This window comes from Qipengyuania benthica, assembly GCF_030717865.1.
Taxonomy (GTDB): Bacteria; Pseudomonadota; Alphaproteobacteria; order Sphingomonadales; family Sphingomonadaceae; genus Qipengyuania; species Qipengyuania benthica.
This window is the reverse complement of the sequence record NZ_JAVAIL010000001.1, coordinates 958,495-985,231: the sequence shown is the minus strand read 5'-3', so window position 1 is coordinate 985,231 and position 26,737 is coordinate 958,495. Positions and strand designations below refer to the sequence as shown.

Annotated in this window: 28 protein-coding genes and 1 tRNA gene; 20 read left to right on the top strand and 9 right to left on the bottom strand. The window is 66.2% G+C overall.

Annotated features, from left to right (window positions below):
• Nucleotides 1–115 precede the first annotated feature (115 nt).
• From Q9K01_RS04920 to Q9K01_RS04910, 3 genes are all read left to right on the top strand, one after another.
• Complete coding sequence (locus tag Q9K01_RS04920; RefSeq protein WP_305929069.1) at nt 116–529, top strand: DUF3597 domain-containing protein; 414 nt, start codon at nt 116–118, stop codon at nt 527–529.
• Between the two features lie 37 nt (nt 530–566).
• Nucleotides 567–2,429, top strand: a complete 1,863-nt coding sequence (locus tag Q9K01_RS04915) for a DUF885 domain-containing protein (RefSeq protein ID WP_305929068.1) — start codon at nt 567–569, stop codon at nt 2,427–2,429.
• A gap of 87 nt (nt 2,430–2,516) precedes the next feature.
• A complete protein-coding gene (locus tag Q9K01_RS04910; RefSeq protein WP_305929067.1) occupies nt 2,517–4,079 on the top strand; it encodes a tetratricopeptide repeat protein in 1,563 nt (520 codons plus the stop codon).
• Between the two features lie 111 nt (nt 4,080–4,190).
• Here the strand turns inward: Q9K01_RS04910 and Q9K01_RS04905 are convergent, their stop codons facing one another.
• Nucleotides 4,191–5,795 (bottom strand): phosphoenolpyruvate carboxykinase, encoded by a 1,605-nt coding sequence (locus Q9K01_RS04905; RefSeq protein WP_305929066.1) that lies wholly within the window; start codon nt 5,793–5,795, stop codon nt 4,191–4,193.
• 189 nt (nt 5,796–5,984) lie between these two features.
• Here Q9K01_RS04905 and Q9K01_RS04900 point away from each other — a divergent pair, with 189 nt between their 5' ends.
• The 8 genes from Q9K01_RS04900 to Q9K01_RS04865 all read left to right on the top strand — a co-directional run bounded on the left by Q9K01_RS04900 (nt 5,985) and on the right by Q9K01_RS04865 (nt 11,994).
• Complete coding sequence (locus tag Q9K01_RS04900) at nt 5,985–6,779, top strand: response regulator transcription factor (protein WP_305929065.1); 795 nt, start codon at nt 5,985–5,987, stop codon at nt 6,777–6,779.
• A 4-nt stretch (nt 6,780–6,783) separates the two neighbouring features.
• On the top strand, nt 6,784–8,352 hold the full coding sequence (locus Q9K01_RS04895) for a sensor histidine kinase (protein ID WP_305929064.1): 1,569 nt from the start codon (nt 6,784–6,786) through the stop codon (nt 8,350–8,352).
• A 4-nt stretch (nt 8,353–8,356) separates the two neighbouring features.
• Entirely contained in the window at nt 8,357–8,773 is a 417-nt protein-coding gene (locus tag Q9K01_RS04890) for an HPr kinase/phosphorylase (RefSeq protein ID WP_305929063.1), read from the top strand.
• A gap of 60 nt (nt 8,774–8,833) precedes the next feature.
• A complete protein-coding gene (gene rapZ / locus Q9K01_RS04885; RefSeq protein WP_305929062.1) occupies nt 8,834–9,769 on the top strand; it encodes an RNase adapter RapZ in 936 nt (311 codons plus the stop codon).
• A gap of 72 nt (nt 9,770–9,841) precedes the next feature.
• The gene (locus Q9K01_RS04880; protein WP_305929186.1) at nt 9,842–10,270 is read left to right on the top strand and encodes a PTS sugar transporter subunit IIA; all 429 of its coding nucleotides are present in this window, start codon (nt 9,842–9,844) and stop codon (nt 10,268–10,270) included.
• Complete coding sequence (locus tag Q9K01_RS04875; protein ID WP_305929061.1) at nt 10,267–10,545, top strand: HPr family phosphocarrier protein; 279 nt, start codon at nt 10,267–10,269, stop codon at nt 10,543–10,545. The genes Q9K01_RS04880 and Q9K01_RS04875 overlap by 4 nt, the downstream gene beginning before the upstream one ends.
• A gap of 16 nt (nt 10,546–10,561) precedes the next feature.
• Entirely contained in the window at nt 10,562–11,368 is an 807-nt protein-coding gene (locus tag Q9K01_RS04870) for a TrmH family RNA methyltransferase (protein WP_305929060.1), read from the top strand.
• A gap of 101 nt (nt 11,369–11,469) precedes the next feature.
• Nucleotides 11,470–11,994: a PilZ domain-containing protein gene (locus Q9K01_RS04865; RefSeq protein ID WP_305929059.1), complete on the top strand. Its 525-nt coding sequence runs from the start codon at nt 11,470–11,472 to the stop codon at nt 11,992–11,994.
• Between the two features lie 16 nt (nt 11,995–12,010).
• Here Q9K01_RS04865 and Q9K01_RS04860 read toward each other — a convergent pair whose 3' ends face one another.
• The gene (locus tag Q9K01_RS04860) at nt 12,011–13,456 is read right to left on the bottom strand and encodes a DNA recombination protein RmuC (protein WP_305929058.1); all 1,446 of its coding nucleotides are present in this window, start codon (nt 13,454–13,456) and stop codon (nt 12,011–12,013) included.
• 93 nt (nt 13,457–13,549) lie between these two features.
• On the opposite strand from Q9K01_RS04860, the gene Q9K01_RS04855 reads away from it, so the two are divergent.
• Entirely contained in the window at nt 13,550–13,948 is a 399-nt protein-coding gene (locus Q9K01_RS04855) for a four-helix bundle copper-binding protein (protein WP_305929057.1), read from the top strand.
• A gap of 34 nt (nt 13,949–13,982) precedes the next feature.
• Here the strand turns inward: Q9K01_RS04855 and def are convergent, their stop codons facing one another.
• Both def and recR read right to left on the bottom strand, forming a co-directional pair.
• On the bottom strand, nt 13,983–14,549 hold the full coding sequence (gene def / locus Q9K01_RS04850; protein ID WP_305929056.1) for a peptide deformylase: 567 nt from the start codon (nt 14,547–14,549) through the stop codon (nt 13,983–13,985).
• A 170-nt stretch (nt 14,550–14,719) separates the two neighbouring features.
• Complete coding sequence (gene recR, locus Q9K01_RS04845) at nt 14,720–15,316, bottom strand: recombination mediator RecR (protein ID WP_305929055.1); 597 nt, start codon at nt 15,314–15,316, stop codon at nt 14,720–14,722.
• 92 nt (nt 15,317–15,408) lie between these two features.
• Here recR and fmt point away from each other — a divergent pair, with 92 nt between their 5' ends.
• The 3 genes from fmt to Q9K01_RS04830 are packed head-to-tail and all read left to right on the top strand — an operon-like array spanning nt 15,409 to nt 18,246.
• Nucleotides 15,409–16,320 carry a methionyl-tRNA formyltransferase gene (gene fmt, locus Q9K01_RS04840; protein ID WP_305929054.1) on the top strand — a complete coding sequence of 304 codons (912 nt, stop codon included), beginning with the start codon at nt 15,409–15,411 and terminating at the stop codon, nt 16,318–16,320.
• Nucleotides 16,321–16,324: 4 nt separating this feature from the next.
• Complete coding sequence (gene truA, locus Q9K01_RS04835) at nt 16,325–17,137, top strand: tRNA pseudouridine(38-40) synthase TruA (RefSeq protein WP_305929053.1); 813 nt, start codon at nt 16,325–16,327, stop codon at nt 17,135–17,137.
• The gene (locus Q9K01_RS04830) at nt 17,134–18,246 is read left to right on the top strand and encodes a zinc-binding dehydrogenase (RefSeq protein WP_305929052.1); all 1,113 of its coding nucleotides are present in this window, start codon (nt 17,134–17,136) and stop codon (nt 18,244–18,246) included. The genes truA and Q9K01_RS04830 overlap by 4 nt, the downstream gene beginning before the upstream one ends.
• Nucleotides 18,247–18,287: 41 nt before the next feature.
• On the opposite strand, the gene Q9K01_RS04825 is transcribed toward Q9K01_RS04830, so the two are convergent.
• Entirely contained in the window at nt 18,288–19,265 is a 978-nt protein-coding gene (locus Q9K01_RS04825; RefSeq protein ID WP_305929051.1) for an asparaginase, read from the bottom strand.
• 77 nt (nt 19,266–19,342) lie between these two features.
• Here Q9K01_RS04825 and Q9K01_RS04820 point away from each other — a divergent pair.
• Nucleotides 19,343–19,418, top strand: a tRNA-Val gene (locus Q9K01_RS04820).
• Nucleotides 19,419–19,449: 31 nt separating this feature from the next.
• Here Q9K01_RS04820 and Q9K01_RS04815 read toward each other — a convergent pair.
• A complete protein-coding gene (locus Q9K01_RS04815) occupies nt 19,450–20,013 on the bottom strand; it encodes a TlpA family protein disulfide reductase (protein WP_305929050.1) in 564 nt (187 codons plus the stop codon).
• A 16-nt stretch (nt 20,014–20,029) separates the two neighbouring features.
• Between Q9K01_RS04815 and argH the strand changes: the two genes are divergently transcribed.
• The 4 genes from argH (at nt 20,030) to Q9K01_RS04795 (ending at nt 23,751) form a co-directional block, all read left to right on the top strand.
• Nucleotides 20,030–21,406 carry an argininosuccinate lyase gene (argH, locus tag Q9K01_RS04810; RefSeq protein ID WP_305929185.1) on the top strand — a complete coding sequence of 459 codons (1,377 nt, stop codon included), beginning with the start codon at nt 20,030–20,032 and terminating at the stop codon, nt 21,404–21,406.
• Nucleotides 21,403–21,642, top strand: coding sequence for a lipoprotein (locus tag Q9K01_RS04805; RefSeq protein ID WP_305929049.1), 240 nt, complete (start codon nt 21,403–21,405; stop codon nt 21,640–21,642). Before argH ends, Q9K01_RS04805 begins: the two co-directional genes overlap by 4 nt.
• Nucleotides 21,643–21,721: 79 nt before the next feature.
• Nucleotides 21,722–22,981 (top strand): diaminopimelate decarboxylase, encoded by a 1,260-nt coding sequence (gene lysA / locus Q9K01_RS04800; RefSeq protein WP_305929048.1) that lies wholly within the window; start codon nt 21,722–21,724, stop codon nt 22,979–22,981.
• A complete protein-coding gene (locus Q9K01_RS04795; RefSeq protein ID WP_305929047.1) occupies nt 22,978–23,751 on the top strand; it encodes a precorrin-2 dehydrogenase/sirohydrochlorin ferrochelatase family protein in 774 nt (257 codons plus the stop codon). Before lysA ends, Q9K01_RS04795 begins: the two co-directional genes overlap by 4 nt.
• 10 nt (nt 23,752–23,761) lie before the next feature.
• Here the strand turns inward: Q9K01_RS04795 and Q9K01_RS04790 are convergent, their stop codons facing one another.
• The 3 genes from Q9K01_RS04790 to Q9K01_RS04780 all read right to left on the bottom strand — a co-directional run bounded on the left by Q9K01_RS04790 (nt 23,762) and on the right by Q9K01_RS04780 (nt 26,653).
• A complete protein-coding gene (locus tag Q9K01_RS04790; protein ID WP_305929046.1) occupies nt 23,762–24,733 on the bottom strand; it encodes a winged helix DNA-binding protein in 972 nt (323 codons plus the stop codon).
• Nucleotides 24,734–24,812: 79 nt separating this feature from the next.
• Nucleotides 24,813–25,313 (bottom strand): L,D-transpeptidase family protein, encoded by a 501-nt coding sequence (locus Q9K01_RS04785; RefSeq protein ID WP_305929045.1) that lies wholly within the window; start codon nt 25,311–25,313, stop codon nt 24,813–24,815.
• Nucleotides 25,314–25,363: 50 nt separating this feature from the next.
• The gene (locus Q9K01_RS04780; RefSeq protein ID WP_305929044.1) at nt 25,364–26,653 is read right to left on the bottom strand and encodes an adenylosuccinate synthase; all 1,290 of its coding nucleotides are present in this window, start codon (nt 26,651–26,653) and stop codon (nt 25,364–25,366) included.
• Nucleotides 26,654–26,737: the final 84 nt, after the last annotated feature.

Below are 26,737 nucleotides of genomic sequence, written 5' to 3'. Positions count from 1 at the left end.
CTTGGCAGGCCTGCCCGCGCGGCGAAAGCCCGTTTCGCGCGGAACACCCCGGGTGTCGTTCCGTTGAGGCTTGGCAAGCGCATCAACGCGATGCGCCAATCGGAGCGCAATTTTCATGGGTATCTTCAGTTCGATCAAGGATGCGATCTTCGGCACGGAACCCGAACTTGCGAGAGCGCAAGCGACCCGCACGGTCGCTGCGCCGGCACAAGCTGGAGCGCGATCGACCAACGCCGAGGCGAGCGCGGCGCAGCCCAAGCCCGAACGCGCCTCCGACGACAGGATCGACGTCGAGAACAGCCTCGACTCGATGCCCGGTTCCGACCGCCTCAACTGGCGCACCTCGATCGTCGACCTGCTCAAGCTGATCAACGTCGATTCCGACTACGAGAGCCGGAAGGCGCTCGCCAATGAGCTTGGCCGCGCCGATTACGACGGCAGCGCCGAAGACAATCTCTGGCTGCACCGCCGCACCATGCGCGAACTGGCCGCCAGCGGCGGCAAGGTGCCGCCCCAATATACCGATTGATTTGACAGCATAATGCCGGTCGCGCACACCGCCCGGCATGACCCAGACCAGCTTTGCCATCACCCGCCGTCAAGCCCTCGCCGGGCTTGGCGCAACCACCGCCCTTACCCTGGGCGGATGCACCACCCTCGGTCGCCCCGCCGCCATTGCACAGGCGCAGTCGATCGGGGCCGAGCGGTTGCTCGAAGTGGTCGCCTACAATCTCCTCGAACACGAACCCGAGCGCGCCACCTCTCTCGGCGTCGACACCGGTCGCCATGCGGATCTGCGCGCGCGGCTGGAAGATCAGTCGCAGGCGGGGCAGGATCGTTACGCCGCCACGCTGCGGCAGGATCTGGAGCGGGTGCGCCTGGTGCCGCGTGAGGGGCTCGATCCCGATCTGGTGACCAGCCTCGATGTCGTCGAAAGCGCCTATTCGACCGCGCTCGATGGCTTTGCGTTGCCCTATGGCGATGTCGCGGTCGGCAGCTGGCGCAACGCTCCCTATGTCGTGATCCAGAACGTGGGCACCTATCTCGACATGCCGCGATTCATGGACAGCGCCCATCCGCTCGAGGATGGCAGCGACGCCGATGCCTATATGGCGCGGCTGGAGGCGCTACCCCGGGTGCTCGATGGCGAGCTGGAACGGATGCAGGCAGCGCGCGGGATGGGCGTGATCCCGCCCAGCTTCCTGATCGACAAGGCGATCGACCAGATGCAGAGCACGATCGCCAGCGCGCAATCGGGCGAATTGTTCGTCGCGCAATTGCGCCAGAACCTCGCCGCCAAGGGAATGCCGCCCGCATTCGCCGCGCGCGCCGAACCGCTGGTCACCGGACCGATAGCCGATGCGCTCACCCGCCAATTGGCCGAACTCGGGCTCCAGCGAGGCATGGCCGATGGCGACCCGGGAATGTGGAGCCAGCCGCGCGGCGACGAATGGTACGATTGGGCGCTGCGCGCCAGCACCACCACCAGTCTCAGCCCCGACGAGGTGCACGAGCGCGGCCTTGAGGAACTCGCGATGCTGCACGCGCGCATGGACCCGATCCTGCGCGAAATCGGCTATACCAGCGGTAGCGTGGGCGAGCGGATGCAGGCGCTGAGCCGCGATCCGCGCTATCAGTTCGCGCAAGGCGATCCGGGGCGCGAGCAGATCATGGACTTCATCCACGAACGGATCGACTGGATCACCGCGCAGATGCCGCGCGCCTTCAATACGCTGGTCGATCCCAAGCTCGAGGTCCGCCGCCTGCCGCTGTCGGAAGAACCGGGCGCACCCGCCGCCTATGGCGGTGCGGGTAGTAAGGATGGCACGATTCCAGGTCGGATGTGGATCAATCTGCGCACCACCGATCTGCATCGCAAATACGATCTCGCCGACCTGACCTATCACGAGACCATCCCGGGTCATGTCTGGGAGGGCGAATATTCCAATCGCCTGCCGCTGATCCGCTCAATCCTCGCCTTCAACGCCTTCTCCGAAGGCTGGGCGCTCTATGGCGAACAGCTCGCCGACGAGTTGGGCGCCTATGACGAGTTCGAGGTCGGACGGCTGGGCTATCTCCAGGCGCTGGCCTTCCGCGCCTGCCGGATGGTGGTCGATACCGGGCTGCATCACAAGCGCTGGACCCGCGAACAGGCGCGCAATTTCTTCGTCGAGCGCAACGGGAGCAAATACGAGGAAGTGGCTTCCGAGGTCGATCGCTATTGCAGCTGGCCGGGCCAGGCCTGCGGCTACAAGGTCGGCCACAGCGAGATCGTCCGTCAGCGCGCGCGGGCCGAAGCGGAATTGGGCGAGGCCTATGATTTCAAGGCCTTCAACGATGCGGTGGTGCTCGGTGGCAACGCGCCGCTCGACGTGCTGGCGAAGAATGTCGGGCGCTATATCGAGACGACATCGACCCGGGCTGCTTGATAGCACGCGGAGGCGCAAGGCCCCCGCATCCGCCTTGCATCACGGGTGAATTGCCTTAGCCTGCCCTCGTCGGATGGGGGATTTGGCATGAGATTCGTGGTCGCTTTTCTGTCGCTTATGGCGCTGTTCGGCTTCGGAGCGCCGGCCAGCGCCGCCTGGTACGAGGCGTCGAGCGATCACTTCGTCATCTATGCCGACGACAGCGAGCGGGACGTCCGCGAGTTCTCGCAGAACCTGGAACGCTATCACTCGGCGCTCGAATATGTGACCGGTCGCGAGATTGCCAAACCCAGCCCGTCCAACCGGCTGGTGATCTTCGTGGTCGGCAATCAGAGCGACATTCGTCGGCTTGCGGGAACGAACAGCCGCTCGATCGCAGGCTTCTACGTGCCCCGCGCTGGCGCCTCGCGCGCTTTCGTCCAGAACATCCAGATGAAAAGCGGCTATCCCAGCTTCTCGACCACCGTGCTGCTGCACGAATATGCGCACCACTTTCTGATCGCCAGTTCGTCCTACGCCATGCCCCGCTGGCTGAGCGAGGGCGCAGCGGAATTCTTCGCCGCTGCGACCTTCAACGACGACGGCAGTGTGCAGGTGGGCCGGCCTGCGCAACATCGCGCTGGCGAACTCGCATTCGCCGACGAGGTCCCGATCAGGGAGTTGCTCGACGCAGCGCTCTACGACAGCAGCGAGCGCAAGGGCTACGATGCCTTTTACGGCCGCAGCTGGCTGCTCTACCACTTCATGACCTTCGAAGAATCGCGCCGCGGCCAGTTGACCGGATACGGGAACCGGATCATCGCGGGCGATGCAGCGCTCGAGGCGGCGGATGCCGCCTTCGGCGATCTCGACGAGCTCGAAAAGGACCTCGATCGCTATCTGAAGCGACGTTCGCTCTACAATTTGAAGCTACCCGCCGAAAAGATCGCGATCGGCGAGGTCCGCCTGCGCGAACTGCCCGAAGGCGAGGCAAAGATGATGGACGTCCGGATCCGCTCGCAGCGCGGGGTCGATCGGGAAACGGCGCGCGAAGTGCTCGAGGATGCGCGCAAGATCGCGCGTCGATACCCCGACGATCCCGGGGTCCAGACCGCGCTGGCGGAAGCCGAATTCGACGCGGGCAACGATGCCGAGGCGATCGCCGCCGCGGACCGGGCGATCGCGGTCGATCCCAATCGGGCCAACGCATATGTCCAGAAGGGTTTCGCCCTGTTCCGGATGGCCGGAAGCGCGCCTGACTCCAAGGCCGCTTACGCCCGGGCGATGGCGCCCTTCTCGGCGCTCAACGCGATCGAAAACGACCATCCCTTGCCGCTGATCTACTACTACCGCAGCTTCGCCGAGCAGAACGAGCCTCCCAACCAGACTGCGCGCCAAGCACTCGAGTGGGCGTCCGAACTCGCTCCCTTCGATCATCATCTGGCGCTGAACACCGCCGTCATGCATGCGCGGTTCGGCGAGATCGAACAGGCCAGCCAAAAGCTGGCTCCCGTCGCCGCCAACCCGCATGGAGGCCAGATGACCAATTCGGCGCGAATGTTGATGGCCCTGTTAGCGACCGCCGAGGAAGGCGTTCCCTTCAACGCCGGCGACGTCACCGCGAGCATCAGCACAGATGGCGACGACGGCGGCAAGGAGGGCGCCGAATAGGCCCCTACTCTCCAACCGGATCTGTCTCACTGACTAAGAAACCCCCGCTCCGGTATCCGGGCGGGGGTTTCCTTTTACACCGCCAATACGGCTCGGTCTCGGCTCCGGATACTAGGCGGCGGCCGGAGCGGCGTCGCGCACGCCCTGATCGACGTGTTCCGCGAAGGGTTCGAAATTGTCGACGAACAACCGCACCAGCTTCTGCGCGGTCCGGTCGTATTCGTCCTTGTCGTCCCAAGTGGTACGCGGATCGAGGATCGCGCTGTCGAGCCTGGCCTCGTCCAGCGCCGGCACCGAGACCGGCACCTCGAACCCGAAGTTCGGGTCCTTGCGGAATTCCGCATCGTTGAGCGAACCGTCGAGCGCGGCGTTGAGCAGCGCGCGGGTGGCCTTGATCGGCATCCGCTTGCCGGTGCCGTATTTGCCGCCGGTCCAGCCGGTGTTGACCAGCCAGCACTGCGCCCCGCCCTCGGCGATCCGCTTCTTGAGCAGATTGCCATAGACGCTGGGGTGGCGCGGCATGAAGGGAGCGCCGAAACAGGTCGAGAAGGTCGCCTGTGGCTCGGTGACGCCGATCTCGGTCCCGGCGACCTTGGCGGTGTAGCCAGAGAGGAAGTGGTACATCGCCTGATCGGGGGTCAGCCGCGCGATCGGAGGCAGCACGCCGAAGGCATCGGCGGTCAGCATGATCACATTGGACGGCGGCGGGCCGAGATTCTCGGCGCTGGTGTTGGGGATCGACGACAGCGGATAGGCGCCGCGCGTGTTCTCGGCGAGGCTGTTGTCGTCGAGATCGATCTCGCCCTCCTCGTCCATCACCACGTTCTCGAGCACGGTGCCTTCCATGCGGGTGGTGGCGAAGATCTCGGGCTCGGCCTCGGGGTCGAGGCGGATCATCTTGGCGTAGCAGCCGCCTTCGAAATTGAAGACCGCCGTATCCGACCAGCCATGCTCGTCGTCGCCGATCAGCGTGCGGCTGGCGTCGGCGCTGAGCGTGGTCTTGCCGGTGCCCGAAAGGCCGAAGAACACCGCGGTCTTGCCGTCGGGCCCGATATTGGCCGAACAATGCATCGGCATCACGCCTTGCGGCGGCAGAAGGTAGTTGAGGATGCCGAACACGCTCTTCTTCATCTCGCCGGCATATTTGGTCCCGCCGATCAGGATCAGCTTCTCGGACAGGCTGACCGCGATCACCGTCTCGCTACGGCATCCGTGGCGTTCGGGATCGGCGCGAAAGCCGGGGAGGTCGATGATGGTGTATTCCGGGACGAAACCTTCGAGCTCCTCCACCGTGGGGCGCACCAGCAGTGTGCGGATGAACTGGTTGTGCCACGCCAGTTCGTTGATGACGCGGACCTTGACGCGGTACTCGGGCTGCGAGCCGCCGAACAAATCGGCCACGTAGAGCGTGTCCTTGCCCTTCACCTCGGCGAGGAAATCCTCCTTCAACGCCGCAAACTGAGCCGGCGTCATCGAGGCGTTGTTGTCCCACCACACCGTCTCTTCGGTCTCGCCGTCGCGGACGATGAACTTGTCCTTGGCGCTGCGCCCGGTGTGCGCGCCGGTCTCGACCACCAGAGGCCCGTGCTTGGCGCGGCGCCCTTCCCTGTTCGCCAGCGCGGCTTTCGTCAGCTCTTCCGCGGACAGGTTGGCGTGGATCGTCGCATCGGTGGCGATGCCTTGATCGGCGAGCGAATGGGAAAGCGAAGAAGGCACTGAAGTCTCCGAACGGAACGGGCTGTATGGGGCGGCGCGGGCACATGCTGATGCAGCGAGCCTCGAGCAACTATTAGGCACGCCGTGCCGCCGCGTCAATTTGAAGGATGTACCGACCATGAAGCCGCAGGCCAATCGGGGCTCGCGCGCGTTGTCTTGGCGCGGCAAAGCGGATAGGTAAAACCCTGTATGGACAATGAAACGCTACAACCGGATCCGGAGAGCGGGGAGCATTCCCCAACGCCGGAAGCCGCGCCCCCGCTCGACGGGCGCACCGTGATCGCGTTGGTGGACGACGATCGCAACATTCTGACCTCGGTTTCGATAGCGCTCCAGTCGGAAGGCTATGCCACCAGGGTCTATTCCGATGGCGAGGCGGCGCTCAAGGCGCTGCTCGACAACCCGCCGCATCTGGCGGTGTTCGACATCAAGATGCCCAAAATGGACGGGATGGAATTGCTGCGCCGGCTGCGCGAGCATTCTGCGCTGCCGGTGATCTTCCTGACCAGCAAGGATCACGAGCAGGACGAAGAAGCCGGGCTCGAGCTGGGCGCGGACGATTACATCGCCAAGCCGTTCAGCCTGCGCCTGCTGCTGGCGCGCATCCGCGCGATCCTGCGCCGCAGCGACGCGGTGCTGCCCGAGGGTGCCGCCCCGCAACCCGAGAGCGAGCGCCCCACCGAGACAATCGAACGCGGTCGGCTGGTGATGGACCCTTCACGCCATCAGGTGACCTGGGCCGGTCGCGCGGTGTCGCTGACCGTGACCGAATTCCTGATCCTCGAGGCGCTGGCGCAGCGACCCGGCGTGATCAAGAGCCGCAATCAGCTGATGGATGCCGCCTATCCCGACGATGTCTTCGTCGACGATCGCACGGTGGACAGCCATATCAAGCGGATGCGGCGCAAGTTCCGGGCGGTCGACGACGGGTTCGCGGCTATCGATACGCTCTACGGCGCCGGTTACAGTTTCGCCGAAAGCTGACGGCGTGCCCGAGCGAAGCCGCGTACCGGGGAACGGTACACCGAGGAAGGAGAGGGGTCTGACGGGACGCCTCTCGCTCACCAGCCGGATCCTGTTCGTCAATGTGCTGCCGCTGGTGCTGCTTGGCGGCGGCTTCATCTATCTCGATTCCTATCGCGAGCAATTGCTCGACGAACGCTTCAAGCTGGCGCTGGTCGAGGCGCAGATCACCGCCGAGGCGCTCGCGGGCGCCAGCCCGGCGCGGCAGGAGGCGCTGCTGATCCAGATCGGCAAGGAGCAGCGCTTGCGCATCCGCGTCTACGGTCCGGAAGGGATGCTCGAATCGGACAGTTTCGCGCTTGGCCCGCCGTCCTTCACGCTGGCCGAGAAGCCCACCGACGGACGCGAGGAATTCGCGCTCACGCTCGACCGCTGGTTCGACCGGATCGTCGGCGCTCCGATCCTGCCCGACTACATCGAGCCTGCTTCCGATTTCGCCGATGCCTGGCCCGAGCTCGCCCGCGCGCGGAGCGAGAACCTGACCCAGATCGTGCTGCGCGACGCGCCCGATGGCAGCCATGTCATCACCGCGGCGGCCCCGGTGGGACTCGATGGCGATTCTCTGCTGATCACGCGCAATCCGGTCGATATCAATCAGCGGGTGCGCGAGGCGCGCTCGACGGTGGCGCTGGTGGTATTGGTCGCACTGCTGGTCTCGACGCTGCTGTCGCTGTTTCTCGCGCAGACGATCGTGCGGCCGTTGCGGGAACTGGTGCAGGCGGCGGCGCGGGTGCGGCAGGGCCGCGACCGGCAGGTCGAGGTTCCGCGACTGCCGCAGCGGCGCGACGAGATCGGCATGCTGGCGCGTGCGGTGTCGGATATGACCGACGCTCTGCGCCAGCGGATCGACGCGGTCGAAAGCTTTGCCGCCGATGTCGCGCATGAAATCAAGAACCCGCTCGCCAGCCTGCGCAGCGCGGTCGAATCGCTCGCCACAGTCGAGGACCCCGACCTGCGCCGCCAGCTCAACGATATCGCGAGCCACGACGTGCGCCGGATCGATCGGCTGGTGTCCGATATTTCCGACGCCAGCCGGATCGATGCGGAGCTTTCGCGGACCACGTTCCAGGAGCTCGATCTGGCGCGGCTGGTGCGCAATATCATCGGCTCGCGCGAGGACCGCCACGAGAACGAGGGACGCACGATCCGCTTCGAAGCGGCCGAGGGCAGCTATGGCGTAATGGGCGAACCCGCGCGGCTCGAGCGGGTGATCGAAAACCTGCTCGACAATGCGGTGTCCTTCTCGCCGCCCGAGGGCGCGATCGCGATCGATCTCGAAGCCCGCGACGGGAGAATCCTGCTCTCGGTGAGCGACGAGGGTCCCGGTATACCGGAAGAGCGACGCGAGCAGATTTTCGAGCGCTTCCACTCGCTGCGTCCCGATGCGGAGGATTTCGGCAATCATTCCGGCCTGGGGCTGGCGATCGCCCGCGCGGTCGCCGAGGCGCATGACGGCAGGCTCACCGCCGCCGCACGAAGCGATGGCGAGCATGGCGCACGCTTCGTGCTGAGCCTGCCCGCGATCAAGCGTTGACGCCGTGGCGCAGGCGATCGCCAACATCACCTGCGTAGCGATCGGGGGCCGCGGCGTGCTGATCGAAGGAGCCCCGGGCAGCGGCAAGTCGACCCTCGCGCTGCAACTGATCGATCGCGGTGCGGTCCTCGTCGGCGACGATGGTGTCGCTCTCGATCTTCGCGGTGAGACGCTGTGGGCCGCCCCGCCTCCCAATATCGCGGGCAAGCTCGAGATCCGCGGCGTGGGCATCGTCGATCTGCCCTGCAGCGAAGCGCCCGTGGCGCTTTCTTTGCTACTCGCCGAGGCCGCGCCGCGCCTGCCCGAGCCCGGCAGCGGTGAATGGTTCGGGCGAGCGATCCCTCGGCTGGACTTCCGGGCGCGTGCACCAGCCGCTGCCATCCGTGCCGAATACGCGCTGGCACGCTTCGGGATCCCCTGAACTGTGTCGGACGCTGAGAGCGTCCATTTACATTCGCTGAAGGACTGACAGACTGGTGCGATGACAAGCGAACCGCATACCGAATCGCACACTGTGCAGGCGCAGAAGATCCTCATCGTCACCGGTATCTCCGGCGCGGGCAAATCCACCGCCCTGCAGGTGCTGGAGGACCTGGGTTGGGAGGCGATCGACAATTTCCCGATCCGGCTGCTGCCGGACCTGCTGTCCAAGGACGAATGTCAGGTCATGCCGCTGGCGATCGGGGTGGATTCGCGCACCCGCGATTTCATCCCCGCCGAACTGGTCCAGCGGATCAAGGAACTCGAGCGCGAGCGCGACGACATCGAGGTTCAAACGCTCTATCTCGATTGCGCCAGCGGCGAGGTCGAGCGGCGCTACAACGAAACTCGTCGGCGTCACCCGATGGCGCGCGGTCGGCCGATCGGCGAAGGCATCCGAGCGGAACGAGAGCTGCTCGATCCGGTGCGCCGCTGGGCTGAAACCGTGATCGATACCACCAATTTCACCAGCAACGATCTGCAGCAGTCGATCCGCGATCGCTTCGCCGACGATGCGCCTCAGGAATTGACGATCACCGTCAACAGTTTCGGCTTCGCGCGCGGCATGCCACCGCTGGCCGATCTGGTGTTCGACATGCGCTTTCTCGACAATCCGCACTGGGTCGACGGTCTGCGCGCGCAGACCGGACTCGATCCGGCGGTGGGGGCCTATATCGAGAAGGATCCGGCCTTCGCACCCGGCTTTGCGCGCATCCGCGACCTGGTGCTCGAACTGCTGCCGCATTACGAAGCGCAGGGCCGCGCTTATCTAACGATCGCCTTCGGCTGTACCGGAGGGCGGCACCGCTCGGTGTATACGGCGGAAAAGCTGACCAAGGCCCTGCAGGAGGCCGGGCGCGCACCCACGGTGCTGCATCGCAACCTCACCGCTCGCGCCACCGATGCAACCGAGGGACAAGCCGCGCTGGCCGGTTGACTCAGCCTTGAGACAGGATCAAGGGCGCACAGCTTTCGTCATATGACACAGGACGACAGGGACCCCCCACGCATGATCGGCTTGATCCTCGTCACCCACGGCAAGCTCGCCGAGCATTTCATCGATGCGATGGAACATGTCGTGGGCAAGCAGGACTGCATCGCGGCGATCAGCATCGGCCCCAATGACGATATGGAGCGCCGCCGCCAGCAGATCGCCGACGCTATCACGGCTGTCGATACCGGCAAGGGCGCGATCATCCTGACCGATCTGTTCGGCGGCACCCCCTCCAACCTCGCCATCTCGCTGCTCGACGCCGGCCGGGTCGAAGTCATCGCCGGGATCAACCTCCCGATGCTGATCAGGCTGGCCGGCGCCCGCAAGGCGATGGATGTGACCCAGGCGGTCGAGGCGGCGCAGGAAGCCGGGCGCAATTACATCACCGTCGCCAGCAAGTTTCTCGGCCACGACGAGGCCGCATCGCGAAAGCAGGCTTCTTGAGCGAGCTGCGGCGCGAACTGACGGTGGTCAACCAGCGCGGTCTGCACGCGCGGGCCAGCGCGAAATTCGTTGGCGCCGTCACCGAATTGCCGTTAGACACCAAGGTCACCGTGGCGAAGGACGGAACCGCCGCAGCCGGCGGATCGATCCTCGGCCTGATGATGCTAGGTGCAGCCAAGGGCGATACGATCGTGCTGACCGTTTCGGGCGAGAACGCGGACGAGGTCATGGAACAGCTGTCCGCGATGATCGAGGACGGGTTCGGCGAAACCTGAGCGCCGCGCTGCTGCCATGACCGAACGCCGCCGGATCACCGGATTTTCCAACCCCACCGTCAAGGCGCTGCGCGCGCTGCGCGACAAGAAGCACCGCAAGCGCGAGCGCCGCTTTCTGACAGAAGGGCTGCGGCTGCTGACCGATGCGCGTGATGCCGGTCATCTGCCCGAAATGCTGGTGCTTTCCGAAGCCCGCGATCCGCACCCACTGCTCGCCGCCCTGGAGGCGGAGGTCGGCGCAGCCGGGGGCGAAATCGTCGAGACGACGCCCGACATTCTGGCGAAGATCACCGGCAAGGACAATCCACAGGCGATTGCCGGAGTGTTCGCCGAATTCGACACCGCGCTGAGGGCGATCGACCGCAGCCGCGCGCCGATCTGGCTGGTTGCGCAGGCGCTCCGCGATCCGGGCAATCTGGGCACCATCCTGCGCACCGGCGACGCGATCGGCGCGGGCGGGCTGATCCTGATCGACGACTGCGCCGACCCCTTCAGCGTCGAAGCGGTTCGCGCCAGCATGGGCGCGGTGTTCACGCAAAGTATCGCGCAGGCGCGCTGGGATGAATTCCTCCCTTGGCTGCGAGCCGGGAAAGGCCAATTGGTCGCCGCCAGCCTGCGCGATGCGCAACCCTATCGCGGCGCCCCCTATGCCGCACCCTGCTTCCTTATGGTCGGCAATGAATCGCGCGGCCTCCCCGAAGAGTACGAGTTGGCCTGCGATCTGCGAGTGACCATGCCGATGCGCGGCCGCGCCGACAGTCTCAACGCCGCCGTCGCCGCAGCGGTGCTGGGCTATGAAATATTGGCGCATCTCGACAAGTAAAGGCGTGGCATATGTTGCACACCCGCCGGGGAAAAGCTTCGCACTCGGGTGCAGCTTGCTTGGCAAAGCCTGGCATCTTCCTTTAGGTTTCGGGTCGAACGATGGACAATGATCACACCGAAGAGCGTGCGGAGCCGCGGACGAATTTGTTCGTGGCGGCGACGATCGCCACCGACGCCATGTCGGGGCCGGTGCGACTGCGCAACATCTCCCCGTCCGGAGCCAAGGTCGAGGCGGCCGAACTGCCCGACGTCGGCGCGCGCGTTCGCTTGCGGCGCGGCACGCTGTCGGCTTCCGGAGTGGTCGGGTGGCGCGACGGCAAGGCGATGGGTATGCGGTTCGATCGTCCGACCGATGTCCAGCTATGGCTTCCGGCAGGTCAGAGCAGCCAGCAAAAGGTCGACAGCGTGGTCAAGGCGCTCAAGCAGGGGGACAGCCCCGAACCCACTCCGGCGCCGGCGCGCAATTCGGAATCCTACGAACTGCTCAGCATCGCCGATCTGCTCGACGGATTGGGCGATGCCCTGAGCGAAGATGCCGATGTGGTCGCGAAGTATTTCGCCAAGCTCCAGGTGCTCGACATCGCCACCCAGAAACTGCGCCAGATCGGCTCGCGCAAAACCTGACGAACTCCGGTTCGGATCAGCCCTTCTCCGCCTGCTTGTCCTCGATCAGCGCGGCATCCTCGTTGTTGTAGCGCGGGGTGGCCTCGACCTTGGGCACCTCCTCGATCTCGCGCTTGCCGATCTCGATACCCTTTTCCGACAGTCGGCGCCCCGCGGACAGGACATTGCGCTCGAAACTGCCGACGAACTTGTTGTAATTGTTGACCGCCGTTTCCAATCCCCCGCCGACGCGCTTCATATGCTCGGCCGCGACGGCGAGGCGGTCGTACAGCTCGGCGCCCGCCTTGCCGATCTCCACCGCCTCGCGCGCGATCGTGTCCTGGCGCCAAACCTGCGCCACGGTGCGCGCGATCGCGACAAGGTTGGTCGGGGTCGCCAGCAGCACCTTGTTGCGGAAGGCGAAATCCCACAGTTCGGGATCGTGTTCGAGCGCAGCGGCGACGAAGTGCTCGCCGGGAACGAACATGACCACATAGTCGGGAGCCTCGTCGAATTGGCTCTGATAGCCTTTGGTGCCCAGCGTCTGCACATGGCTACGCATCGACTTGGCGTGCAGATCGAGATGGCGCAGCCGCTCCTCGTCGTTGTCGGCCTCGAACGCCGCCTGATAGGCATTGAGCGAGACCTTGGCGTCGATCACCAGCTTCTTCTGTCCGGGCACATGGACGATCGCATCGGGGCGCAGCCGGCCATCCTCGGTCTCGACCGAATGCTCGAGCGTGAAATCGGTGTGTTCGGAGAGCCCGCATTGCTCGAGCACGTTCTGCAACGCCCGCTCGCCCCAGCGCCCGCGAGCCTTGGGAGCGTTGGTAAGCGAATTGCCCAGCCGCTGCGCCTCGCGCCGGACCTCTTCCTGTCCCAGCCGCATCTGCTCGATCTGCATCGCAAGGGATGAAAACGCATTGCTCCGCTTTTCTTCCAGAGCAGCGACCTGGTCCTCGTACTTCTTGAGGCGATCGCCCACCGGCTGGAGCAACTCGCGGATCTTGGCTTCGGACGTCCTTTCCGAATGCCCGAAACGTTCGGTTGCTCGTTCCAGAAAGGACTCCTGCGCCTTGGACAGCACCGCCGAACCGGTGTTCTGGAATTCCTTGAGCAATTCCTCGCGCGCCTCGACCAGCAGACGCTTCTGCTCGTCGAAATTGGCGGTCTTCTCCTTGAGAGTCGCCAGTTCGGCCGCCAGGGTGGAATTGCTCCGGCGAACCTCGTCCATCGCGGTTTCGTGGACGGACCGCGTTTCGCGCAGCTCCTCGGTCAACTCGTCCGCGCGAGCCGCACGGACGGTGGCGTTCTCCAGCTCGACGATCGCCTTGCGGAATTTCTCGTCGAGGTCCCGCGCCTCCCGGTCGCGCTCGCCGTGCCTTGTTCGCCATTCGGCAACCGGGCGCGAGCCGAAATACCATCCGAGTGCGGTGCCGATGACCAGCGCCCCGAGCGCGACGAATGTTGCGAGCGTTTCCATCCTGGGAACATAGATGGAACGGCGACGCAGGCCAAGCGCGCTTCGGAACTATCCCCAGCCCCGCCCGCTCCCTCTCCGAAAGGAGAATACCCTATGTCGATCAAGGAAATGATCAAGGACCACCCGCAGGTGGGCAGCGACTACAACGAGCAGCTTGGGGAGGCGATCAAGCACACGATGTATTGCGCGGCGATCTGCAACAGCTGCGCCGATGCCTGCAATGCCGAGCCGATGGACATGTCGGAATGCATCCGCAAATGTCTGGATTGCTCGAATGTGTGCCAGGCAGTCAGCACCGTCGCCGCCCGCCGGACCCACGGCAACACGGTGGTCATCAAGGCGCTGCTGGAAACCTGCATCATCGCCTGCAAGGTCTGCGCCGAGGAATGCGCAAAGCACGACAATGCGCATTGCCGCCGCTGCGAGCGCATGTGCCGCGAGTGCGTGGAAGATTGCGTGAAGGCGCTCGACGGAATGGTCGAAGCCGCCTGAGCCGGACAGCAGGCTCCCGAGTTGCGCGGGGTTGCTAGGCGGCCTCGCGCAGCTTGCGCAGCTTCTTGAGCGCCATGTTGCGCTTGAGCCGGCTGAGATGATCGATGAACAGAATGCCCTCGAGATGGTCCATCTCGTGCTGGAGGCAGGTCGCCATCAGCCCGTCGAGATCTTCCTCGTGCCACTGGCCCTCGAGGTCCTGATAGCGCACGCGGCAGGTCGCCGGGCGATCGACGTCGGCGTAGATCTCGGGAACCGACAGGCAGCCTTCCTGATAGCTCATCAGCTCCTCAGCCGGATCGAGGATCTCCGGATTGACGAAGACCCGCGGTTCGCGCCGCGTCGGTTGATGGGTGTGCTGGTGGCCGCCGTGGTTGCACACCTCCGGCTCGGCGGTCTCGTCGTCGGGCTGGAGATCGATAACCAGCAGCCGCTTGGGCACGCCGACCTGGATCGCGGCCAGGCCGATGCCGGGCGCGTCGTACATGGTTTCGAACAGGTCGGCGACGAGCTCCTTGAGCCCCTCGTCGAATTCGGTCACGGGTTCGGACACGAGTTTGAGCCGGGGATCCGGCACTTCGAGAATTTCACGGATAGCCATGGGCTTCACATAGTGCGGGGGTGCGTTTGCTTCAACTGTCGCTGTGTCTCACACGAAGACACGAAGATGGAGCGCCGGGCCGCAGGCCTATCGCTCAATGCGCATTGCTCAAAAGGACAAATGCTGCTTCGCCGCGAGCACGACATCTTCGTGCCTTCGTGTGAAACCGACTATCCGACCGGTCGCCGCGCGCGCAGCGCCTGCGCCAGCGTGCCCTCGTCGAGGTAATCGAGCTCGCCGCCCACCGGCAGCCCGTGCGCCAATTGGGTGATGCGGATGGAAAAGGCTTCCAGCCGCTCGGCGAGATAATGCGCGGTGGTCTGCCCCTCGAGCGTGGCGTTCATCGCCAGCACCACCTCGTCCACCCCGCCCCGCTCGACCCGAGCCAGCAGCCCGGCGACATCGAGATCCTCGGGGCGCACGCCATCGAGCGCCGACAATCGCCCGCCCAGCACGTGATAGGTCCCGGTGAACAGCTTGGCGCGATCGAGCGCCCAGAGATCCGCGACATCCTCGACCACGCAGATCGCCTTGGTATCGCGGCGCGGATCGGCGCAGATGCCGCAGGGGTTGCTGGTATCGACATTGCCGCAGATGTCGCATTCGACCAGCGTCTCGCCGACCTGCGCCAGCGCCTCGATCAGCGCGGGCAGCGCGGTCTCGCGGCGCTTGACCAGCCACAGCACGACGCGGCGCGCGCTGCGCGGGCCCAGTCCCGGCAACCGCGCGAGCGCCGAAGCGAGGGTTTCGATCTCTTGCGATACCATGGGGCGACAGATAGGGCGCAGCCACAAAAAATGAAAACCGAAACTCCGCCCTTCGGCATCATGCGAGGAGCGGACCCGGCGGAAAGACCAGCATGCGCATCATCTTCATGGGAACGCCCGAATTCGCCGTGCCGGCGCTGCGCGCGCTCCACCAGGCGGCGCATGAGGTGGTTGCGGTCTATACCCAGCCGCCCCGCCCCGCCGGGCGCGGCAAGCAGCTCCAGCCCTCGCCGGTGCAGAAGGAGGCCGAGGTGCTGGGCCTCGAGGTGCGCTGTCCCAGCTCGCTCAAATCGCCTGAGGAGCAGGCGCGCTTCGCCGCGCTGGAGGCGGATATCGCGGTGGTCGCTGCCTATGGGCTGATCCTGCCGCAGGCCATCCTGGATGCGCCCGCGCATGGCTGCCTCAACGTCCACGCCTCGATCCTGCCGCGCTGGCGCGGCGCGGCGCCGATCCATCGCGCGATCATGGCGGGCGATCCGACCACCGGCATCACGATCATGCAGATGGAGGCCGGGCTCGACACCGGGCCGATGCTGGCCACGCTGCGCAAGCCGATCGAGCGCCAGACCACGGGCGAGCTGACCGCAGAACTTTCCGAACTCGGCGCACAGCTGATGGTCGGCACGCTGCGCGAACTGGCGAACCACCGCGCGGTGCGACAGAACGACGCCGAGGCGACCTATGCGCCCAAGATCGACAAGTCCGAGGCGCGGATCGACTGGAGCGAGGACGCCGCGACGATCGAGCGGAAAATTCGCGCGCTGGCGCCGTTCCCGGGTGCTTGGTTCGAACTGGAGGGCGAGCGGATCAAGCTGCTCAAGGCCGAAGTTGCGGATGCCGCTGGGGGAGCCTCAGCCGGCGAGGTGCTCGATAGCGATCTCGCCATCGCCTGCAGCAGCGGCGCGATCCGGCCGCTGCGGCTCCAGCGGGCCGGCAAGCCAGCGATGGATCGCGGCGAATTCCTGCGCGGCCGCGCGGTAGCCCCCGGGACCAGGCTCGGCTGATCCCATGCCCCGTTTCGCGCTCACTCTCGAATTCGACGGCGGCCCCTTCTTCGGCTTCCAGCGCCAGAAGGACGGTCCCAGCATCCAGCGCTCGGTTGAGACCGCAATCCATGGGGTGAACGGCGAGCGGGTCGCGCTGCACAGCGCGGGTCGGACTGATGCCGGGGTCCACGCTGTGGCGATGCGCTGTCATTGCGATATCGACACGCGGCTCGCGCCCTTTCGGCTGATGGGGGCGATCAACGCGCACCTGCGTCCCGATCCGATCGCGGTGACGCAGTGCGAAGTGGTCCCCGCCCACTGGCACGCGCGCTTCTCCTGCACCGGGCGGCGCTATCTTTATCGCATCGTCAACCGCCGGGCGCCGCTGACCCTGGATCGCGACCGCGCCTGGCAGGTCGTCGCGGCGGCGGATGCCGAGGCCATGCACCGCGCGGCGCAGCGGCTGGTCGGGCAACATGATTTCACCACCTTCCGCTCGGCGCACTGCCAGTCCATGAGCCCGGTCAAGACGCTCGACCGGCTCGACGTCGAACGCTTCGGCGAAGAGATACACATCCATGCCGCGGCGCGCAGTTTCCTCCATCATCAGGTGCGCTCGATGGTCGGCTGTCTGGCGCTGGTCGGGATGGGCCGGTGGAGCGAGGAAAGGCTTGCCAGCGCATTGGAAGCGCGCGACCGTCAGCAACTGGGGTTGAACGCACCGCCCCACGGCCTCTACTTTATGGAAGCCATCTATTCCGAGCACGGCCCCGAACGAACTGACGAACAAACCCACGATCAGGCAAACAAGACCCCACAGGAGAGAGACCGATGACCACGACCGGCAAGCAGATCTTCACCACGCTCGCGAGCGACGGTACGCTGACCGTCGAACTGGCCGAGAGCACCTTCCCCGATCCCACCGGCAATCAGGTGCTGGTCAGGATGGAAGCCGCGCCGATCAACCCGTCCGATCTCGCGCTGCTGACCGGGCCTGCGGATCTCGAGAACGCCGAATATTCGCCGGGCAGACTGGTCGCGCGGATGCCCGAGCCGTTCGCTTCGGGTGCCAAGGGCCGCCACGACCAGCGGCTCCCGGTGGGCAATGAAGGCGCCGGCACCGTGGTCGCCACCGGCGATGGCGAGATGGCCAAGGCGCTCATGGGGCAGCGGGTCGCCTGCGTCCCCGGCACCGCCTTTTCCGAATATGCAATCGCCGAGGCGGCGATGTGCCTGCCGCTCGGCGATGTCTCCTCCGAGGACGGCGCCAGTGCCTTCGTCAATCCGATGACGGCCCTGGGCTTCGTCGAGACCGCCAAGGCCGAGGGGCACAAGGCGATCATCCATTCCGCCGCCGCCTCCAATCTGGGTCAGATGCTCAACCGCATCTGCCAGGAAGACGGCATGGCGCTGATCAATATCGTCCGCAAGCGCGAGCAGGTCGAGCTCCTCAAGTCGCAAGGGGCCGAGCATGTCGTCAACTCCTCCGACGAGGATTTCATGGCGCAACTGCGCAGCGCGATCGATGCGACCGATGCCTACCTCGGCTTCGATCCGATCGGCGGCGGCAAGACCGTGGATCATTGCTTCAAGGCAATGGAACAGGTCGCCGCGTCCAAGATGACCGAGTTCAGCCGCTACGGGTCGAACCAGCCCAAGAAGATGTACATCTACGGTCGGCTCGATCTGGGCCCCACGGTGCTGACCCCCTCCTATGGCTTCGGCTGGACTTTGTCGGGCTGGCTGCTGACGCCCTTCCTCCACCAGGCGGGCATGGAGACCGTGATGCGGATGCGCCAGCGCGTCCTCGCCAACCTCACCACCACCTTTGCCAGCAGCTACAAGCGCAAGGTCAATCTGGAAGAGATGCTGACCAAGAATGCGGTGCTCGATTACCGCGCGATGAAGACCGGCGAGAAATACCTCGTCGTGCCCAACGGCTAAGACAGTCGAAACCGGGTCTTCGCAGCGGCGGGACCCGGATTTCAGTGCCCGTTGAACACGCGCTGGATCGCGGCGCGGTCGCTCTGCCCGCTGGCGATCAGCAATTGCAGCAAGATCCGCGCTTTTGCTGGGGTGAGCGCGCGCGAGGCGACGAAACCATTGGCCGCGTCGTCGGGCTCGGCGTCGACCATTCCCTCGTCCGCGCGGCTGGCGCGGACCACCTGCAGGCCCTGTCCGCAGCGGCGGGCCAGTTCGCGCCGGACGGCTTCGGGCATATTCCCTTCGCCGACGCCGGCCACGACGATGCCGCGCGTATGGGGTCCGATGCAGCGCGCCATCGCCTCCGCGCCCAAGCCCGAATAAGCGGCGACGATGGCGACTTCGGGCAGGTTTTCGGCCCAGTCGAACTGCGGCCCTGCCCCAAGCCGCCAAGGGGCGCCGAACCATTCGAGCGACGACGGCGTGACCAGCCCGACCGATTCGCGCGGAAAGCCGCGGAAGGCCTCGGTTCCGCGGGTCCGGACCTTGCGCACGTCGCGCGCGCCGAAGATCCGGTCGCCCATCACCACCAGCACCCCGCGCCCTGCGGCGTCGCCGTCGCCCGCGACCCGCACTGCATTGGCGAAATTGCGCAACCCGTCATAGCCCACGGCATCGGCGGGGCGCATCGCCCCGACCATCACCACCGGCTTGCTCGCGGGCAGCGTCAAGTCGAGCAGGAAGGCGGTCTCCTCCAGCGTGTCGGTGCCATGGGTGATGATGATCCCCTGGCATTCGGGATCGTTCAGCGCCGCGAGGGTGGCACGGTGGAGCGCGTTCCAGACCGGCTGGCCGATATCCGCCGAGTCGATATTGGCGATCTGCTGCGCTGACAATTCGGCCGCCAGCCCCAGCCCCGCGACATCCTGGAGATAATCCTCGATCGCGATCTGGCCGGCATCGTAATCGCTGGCGATTGCCGAGCCGGCGATGCCGGCGATGGTGCCGCCGGTGGCGAGGACGGTGAGCTTGGCAGTCATCGCCGCCGCGCCTAGCCGCACGGGTGGCGCAACGGCAATTGATTTTGCACCATGGCACGCTATGTGGACCCCGCGTGGGGCGCTTAGCTCAGTTGGTAGAGCATCTCGTTTACACCGAGAGGGTCGGCGGTTCGAGCCCGTCAGCGCCCACCACCATAGTCTGGAAATCCCTTAGCCCGCGCCTTCATTGCGCCGGCAGCGCCTCGTCGATCGCCGCGCGCACTTCGGGGGCCGACCAGTCGAGCTCGCCGGTCACCCGCCAGATTTCGCGGCCGGCGCCGTCGTAGAGCACCGTCGTCGGCAGCGCATCCGCCAGCGCCATCGATAGCAGCGCTTCGGGATCCATCCAGGGATGGAGATTGTCGAGCCCCGCCTCGGCGAAGAAAGGCTCCACCTTAGCGGTGCCCTGCAAATCCTGACTGGCGGCGATCACGGTCAGTCTCCCGTCGTAATCGCCTGCCAGCTCGTCGAGCAGCGGCATTTCCTTGACGCAAGGCGCGCACCAGGTCGCCCACAGGTTGAGCAGCACCGGATCGCCCTGCAGCGCGCCGAGGTTGAGCACCCGCCCGGCAGGATCGACCAGATTGACCGCCGGCATCAGCTCGCCCGCCTGGCTGCGGTCGATCTTGCCAGTAACCACGCTGGCGCCGGAGCTTTCTTGCGCCCCTTCGGGTGCTCCCCTATCGCAGCCGGCCAGGCCGAAACTGGCGAACAGGATGGTGGCGATAGTGAGCGAGACGCGGGACAAGCAGGCTTCCAATACGATGTGGGGAGGCAGGTTCGCCGAAGGGCCTAGCGCGATCATGCGCGAAATCAACGCTTCGATCCCCTTCGACAAGGCACTGTGGCGGCAGGACATCGCGGGCAGCCGGGCGCATGTCGCGATGCTGGCGGCGCAGGATATCGTCGGTGCCGAGGACGCGCGGGCGATCGACGAGGGGCTGCAGACCATCGCTGCCGAATACGAGCGCGACGGCGTCCCCGAGGACTGGGACCTCGAAGACATCCACATGACGGTGGAATCGCGGCTCGCCGAACTGGTTGGCCCGGTGGCGGGTAGGCTGCATACCGCGCGCAGCCGCAACGACCAGGTGGCGACCGATTTCCGCCTGTGGATGCGCGAGGCGATGCTGCGCGCCGAGGCCGGGATCGAGGCGCTGCAGCGGGCGCTGGTCGGACGCGCGCAGGAGCATGCCGAGACGATCATGCCCGGCTTCACGCACCTGCAGACCGCTCAGCCGGTGACGCTGGGACACCATCTGCTCGCCTATTACGAGATGACTCGGCGCGACCGCAGCCGCTTTGCCGATGCCCGCGCGCGGATGGACGAATGCCCGCTGGGCAGCGCGGCGCTGGCCGGGACCGGTTTCCCGATCGACCGCGAGGCCACCGCCAGGGCGCTGGACTTTGCCCGCCCGACGCGCAACAGCCTCGATGCCGTGTCCGACCGCGATTTTGCGATGGATTACCTCGCCGCCGCGAGCCAGTGCGCGATCCATCTCTCGCGGCTGGCGGAGGAACTGATCATCTGGGCGAGCCAGCCCTTCGGCTTCGTGCGGATGCCCGATACGCTCTCGACCGGCAGCTCGATCATGCCGCAGAAGAAGAACCCCGACGCCGCCGAGCTGGTGCGCGGCCATGCCGGACGGATCATCGGCTGCGCGACCGCGCTGATGGTGACGATGAAGGGCCTCCCGCTAGCCTATTCCAAGGACATGCAGGACGACAAGCCGCCGGTGTTCGAAGCCGCCGGCCTGCTCGACCTGTGCCTCGCCGCCGCCGCCGGGATGATCGCGGACAGCCGCTTCGAGGTTGCGCGGATGCGGCAGGCGGCGGAGCTCGGCTATGCCACCGCGACCGATCTCGCCGACTGGCTGGTGCGCGAAGCCGACATCCCCTTCCGCGAGGCGCATCACATCACCGGCACCGCGGTGCGGCTGGCCGAGAGCCGCGGGGTGGCGCTCGATGCGCTCTCGCTGGACGAGTTCAAGGGCATCGACAGCCGCATCGACGAACGGGTGTTTGCTGCGCTCTCGGTCGATGCCTCGGTCGCGGCGCGCGCCTCCTATGGCGGCACTGCGCCCGATCAGGTAAGGCAGCGCGTGGCCGAAGCCCGCAGCGAACTGGGAATGGACGAATGAGACGCTCACTGATCGCGATCGGCGCACTGCTGGCGCTGACAGCCTGCGGGCAGCAGGCCGAGCTCAAGCCCCCGCCGGGCGCCACCCTCCCCGTGGCTCCATATGGCGCCGAAACGCGCCCCGATGCCGACGATCTGCTTGCGCTCGATCCGCAGGCCGCGCCCGAACGCAGCGTCGAGCTGCGCCGCCGCTCCGAGGAGCGCGAGGACGATCCCTTCGACCTGCCTCCCGAATAGCTTGGCGACCACTTAGCTTGATAGGCGCAAAGCACAGATAACTCGACTTGGCGGCGGCTTCGCGGCATGCGGCGCGGCGATGGATCATTTCACCCTTCGCGACGGCGTGTTGCACGCCGAAGACGTACCGCTTCCCGCGATCGCCGAGGCCGTCGGCACCCCCGTCTATGTGTATTCGCGCGCCACGATCGAGCGCCACGCCACGGTGTTCCGCGAGGCGCTGGCGCCGCTCGACGATCCGCACATAGCCTTCGCGGTCAAGGCCAACCCCAATCTCGCGGTGCTGCGCGTGCTGGCACGGCAGGGCTATGGCGCGGATGTGGTCTCGGGCGGCGAGCTGATCCGCGCACTGGCCGCGGGGATGAAGCCTGCCGACATCGTCTTTTCCGGCGTGGGCAAGACCCATGCCGAGCTCGAGCAGGGACTGCGCGAGGATATCGGGCAGTTCAACGTGGAGAGCGAGGAAGAGGGTTACGAACTGGCGGCGATCGCGCGCCGCGCGGGCAGGGCCGCGCGCTGCGCGCTGCGGGTAAACCCCGATGTCGATGCGCGCACGCATGAGAAGATCTCGACCGGCAAGAGCGAGAACAAGTTCGGCGTTCCGCTCGATCGCGCGACCGCGATCTACACTGCGCTGGCGCAGGAGGACGGGCTCGATATGCGCGGCATCGCGGTCCATATCGGCAGCCAACTCGCCAGTCTCGAACCGCTCGAGGCGGCATTCGCCAAGGTGGGCGCGCTGATCGGCGAATTGCGCGGCGCGGGTTGCAAGGTAACCCATGCCGATCTCGGCGGCGGTCTGGGTGTCCCCTATCGCGCGGGGGAGGCCCTGCCCGCTCCGGCGGAATACGGCGCCATGGTCGCGCGGGTGACCAAGGACTGGAACGTGCGGCTGATGTTCGAACCCGGACGGGTGATCGCGGGCAATGCCGGCGTACTGTTGACCCGCGTGGTCCGGGTCAAGCGCGGGCTGACGCACCCCTTCCTGGTGGTCGATGCGGCGATGAACGACCTCGCGCGCCCCGCTCTCTACGGCGCCTGGCACGATTTCGAGGCGGTCGAGCCGAGCGGCGAGCGGATGACCGCGCATATCGTCGGCCCGATCTGCGAAACCGGCGACACTTTCGCGATGGACCGCGAATGCGATGCGCTCGGCGCCGGCCATCTGGCGGTGTTCCGCACCGCGGGCGCCTATGGCGCGACCATGGCGTCGTCCTACAATTCGCGCGGCTTCGTCGCCGAGGTGCTGGTCGATGGCGACCGCTTCGCCGTGGTCGCCGACCGGATCGCGCCCAGCGCGATCATGGATGCCGAGCGCATGCCCGACTGGCTGGCATGAACAGCCTGCCGCTCTTCCACCGCATCGCGGGCACGCGCGTGGTGCTGGTGGGCAGCGGTGCGATGGCGGAAGCCAAGCGGCGGCTGGTCGAGCGCGCCGGGGGCGAGGTGTGCAGCGAGGCGGAGGCGCATCACGCGCGGCTCGGTTTCGTGGCGCTGGAGGATGGCCGCGCGGCCGAGGCGGCGGCGCTGCGGCTCAAGCGGCTTGGCCTGCTCGTCAATGTCGCCGACCGGCCCGAACTGTGCGATTTCACCCTCCCCAGCGTGCTCGATCGCGAGCCGGTGCTGATCGCGGTGGGCACCGGCGGGGCTTCGGCAGGTTTGGCGAAGCATTTGCGGCTGCGGCTGGAGCGGCTGCTGCCAACGGGTCTCGGTGCGCTGGCGAGCGGCTTGTCGGAAGCAAGGGACCGAATCCGCAGACGCTGGCCCGATGGAGACGAGCGCCGCCGCGCCATCGATGCCGCGCTGTCCGAACACGGTCCGCTCGATCCGCTGGCAAGCGACAGCGCCGGGCGGATCGCCGACTGGCTGGCGGATGGGGCCGAGCCGCTCAGGTCGCAGACCATTGAGATCGAACTCACCGGCGACGATCCCGACGATCTGACGCTGCGGCAGGCGCGGCTGCTGGGTATGGCCGACACCGTTCTGCACGATCCCGGCATCGCCGAAGCGATCCTGATCCGCGCCCGCGCCGATGCGCGGCGAATGGCTTTGCCGTGCGACCCAGCCGAGGACGGGCTGACGATCGTGCTGCGTCGCTCCGAATCCTGATTCGCAGCGTTCAGATCGGACTGGCGCGGCTGGACTTGATCTCGGCGAAATAGCGCGCCATCGCATCGGCGCTTCGATCGCTCAGCGCGATGAAGGCGCGGCGCTTGTCCTCCTGATCCTGCATGCGCTCGAGCAATCCGCTCTCGACCATCTGCGCCACCCAGCGCAGCGCGGTAGTCGGCGGAACGCCCGCGGCGATGCATAGTGAGGAGACCGACACGCGGCGATGTTCGGCGCGCGCCATGGTTAGATCGAGCAGGATGTCCCATGCCGGATCGGCGAACAGCTCCTCGGCAAAATATTTGCTCCGCAGTCGACGGTCGCGCACGATCTGCTTGATCAGCCGCGGATCGGGCAGCGGCGGGCGCGGACGGCGCAAAAACTCGCGATCTTCTTCGGCCGGACGGAATGGCCGGTCCGGCGCGCGCAGCGCACCCCCGTCCGCTCCCGGAGCCAGCCTGTCGAGCTTCTCGGCGATCCGCACCACCTGCTCGGTCAGCCGCAGCAGCAGCATCCGCTCCTCGCCGTCGTCCTCGCGCAGTCGGCGACCGGGCAATTGGGCCAGTGCGGCGCCCATCGCCACCAGCCCCTCGGCGCGCTGCGCACCGATCAGGATTTGCGGGCGCGAGCGTTCGAGACAGCCGAACACATCATCGAGCGCATCCGCCGACGTTGCCACGATCAGCCGCGCACCCGCGCGCGCCACCCGCTCGTCGAGCCGGATCAGCGCCGCCAGCTTGCCGGCGTCGATCTGCGGACAGTCGGCAACCACCACATCGCCCAGCACCCCGCCCGATCCTTCGAGCAGAGACTCGAGCGGGCGCGGCTTGCCCACGGCCAGACCGGCGGCGCGGGCATCCTCGGCGAGGTGAGAGATCCGACGCTGATCTTCGCCGAACAACGACAGCGTGAGCGCGAAAACCGCATCGCCCTCCGTTCGCACCGGTTCGACACCTTCGTGGAGATAGGCAAGTTGGGCCATGCGAATCGCTCCTGTTTTCCGTGAACAGGAGTAGAACAGAACGGGAATTAGTCAAGAATGGAGCTATTGGCCCGATCTGTCAGGGGCGAATCTCGATCGGAGTGCCGTCGGGGACTATCTGCCACAGCAATTCGATCTCCGCATTGGACAAAGCGATGCAGCCATCGGTCCAATCGCCGGCGACACGCTGGTCGTCGGGCAGACCGTTGGGCTGGCCGTGGATGAAGATATCGCCGCCAGGCGAGCGCCCCTGCGCCTTGGCGAAGGCCCGGTCCACGGCGTTGGGATAGGAAATCCGCAGGCTCAGAAAATAACGCGACTGCGGATTGCCATAATCGATCGTGTAGCGCCCTTCGGGGGTGCGCTCGTCGCCTTCGAACCGCTTGTGCCCCTGCGGCGCATCGCCGAATTGCAGGCCGGTCATGCGGTGAACCACCTTGCCCTGCGAATAGACCCACAGACTGCGTTCCGATTTATCGACCAGCACGAAATCGACAGTCGGAAGTGTCTCGGCGCGGATGGATGGGCCGCCGCCCAAACCGATCGAGAAAACCCATACCAGGACAAGCAAGCTGCGCATGATTCCAGCCATAACGCCGCCCACTTAACCGCTGCTCAACGCCGGGCGCATCAATCCTCGAACGGATCGCGCATCAGGATGGTGTCGTCGCGCTCGGGACTGGTGCTGACCAGCGCTACCGGCGTTTCGATCAGCTCCTGGACGCGCTGGATGTATTTGATCGCATTGGCGGGCAGCTCGGCATAGCTGCGCGCGCCGGCGGTCGATTCGTGCCAGCCTTCCATCGTCTCGTAAATCGGCTCGACCGCTTCCTGATCGGCGGCATGGCTGGGGAGATAGTCGTAGACCTGTCCGCGCAGCCGGTAGCCGGTGCAGATCTTTACCTGGTCGAGCCCGTCGAGCACGTCGATCTTGGTCAGCGCGATCCCGGTGACGCCCGAGATCGAGCAGGTCTGGCGCACCAGCACCGCATCGAACCAGCCGACCCGGCGCTGGCGCCCGGTGACGGTGCCGAATTCATGGCCGCGCTCGCCCAGCCGCTGGCCGATCGAGTCGGAGAGTTCGGTCGGAAACGGACCCGAGCCGACCCTTGTGGTGTAGGCCTTGACGATGCCGAGCACATAGCCGGTGCTGTTGGGGCCGAGCCCGCTTCCCGCCGCGGCGGTGCCGCTGACGGTGTTCGAGCTGGTGACGAAGGGATAGGTGCCGTGGTCGATATCGAGCAGCACACCCTGCGCGCCCTCGAACAGGATCTTGGCGCCGGCCTTGCGCACCTTCTTCAAGCGCTTCCACACCGGCTGCGCATATTGCAGCACGAAGGGCGCAATCTCGCGCAGCTGGTCGAGCAATTCCTCGCGATCGACCGGCGGCTGGTCGAAACCGGCGCGCAGCGCATCGTGATGCGCGCACAGCCGGTCGAGTTGCGGATCGAGGCGGTCGAGATGCGCCAGATCGCAGACCCGGATAGCGCGGCGACCGACCTTGTCCTCGTAAGCCGGGCCGATGCCGCGCCCGGTGGTCCCGATCTTACCCTGGCCCGCCGCGGTTTCGCGCAGGCCGTCGAGATCGCGGTGGAGCGGCAGGATCAGCGGGCAATTGTCCGCCACCGCGAGATTGTCGTCGTTGATGGTGACGCCCTGGCTTTCCAGCTTCTCGATCTCGGACTTGAGCGCCCAGGGGTCGAGCACCACGCCATTGCCGATCACCGACAGCGTGCCCGAGACGATGCCCGATGGCAGCAGCGAGAGCTTGTAGGTGGTTCCGTCGATCACCAGCGTGTGGCCGGCATTGTGCCCACCCTGGAATCGCACCACGGCATCGGCGCGGCTGGCGAGCCAGTCGACGATCTTGCCCTTGCCTTCATCGCCCCATTGGGCGCCGATCACGGTCACATTGGCCATCTGGCTGCATTCACCTGCTGGGAAACAAACGGGGCGGGCGGTAGGCGCTGGGTGATGGCAGGGCAAGCGGGTTTCGGGATACTT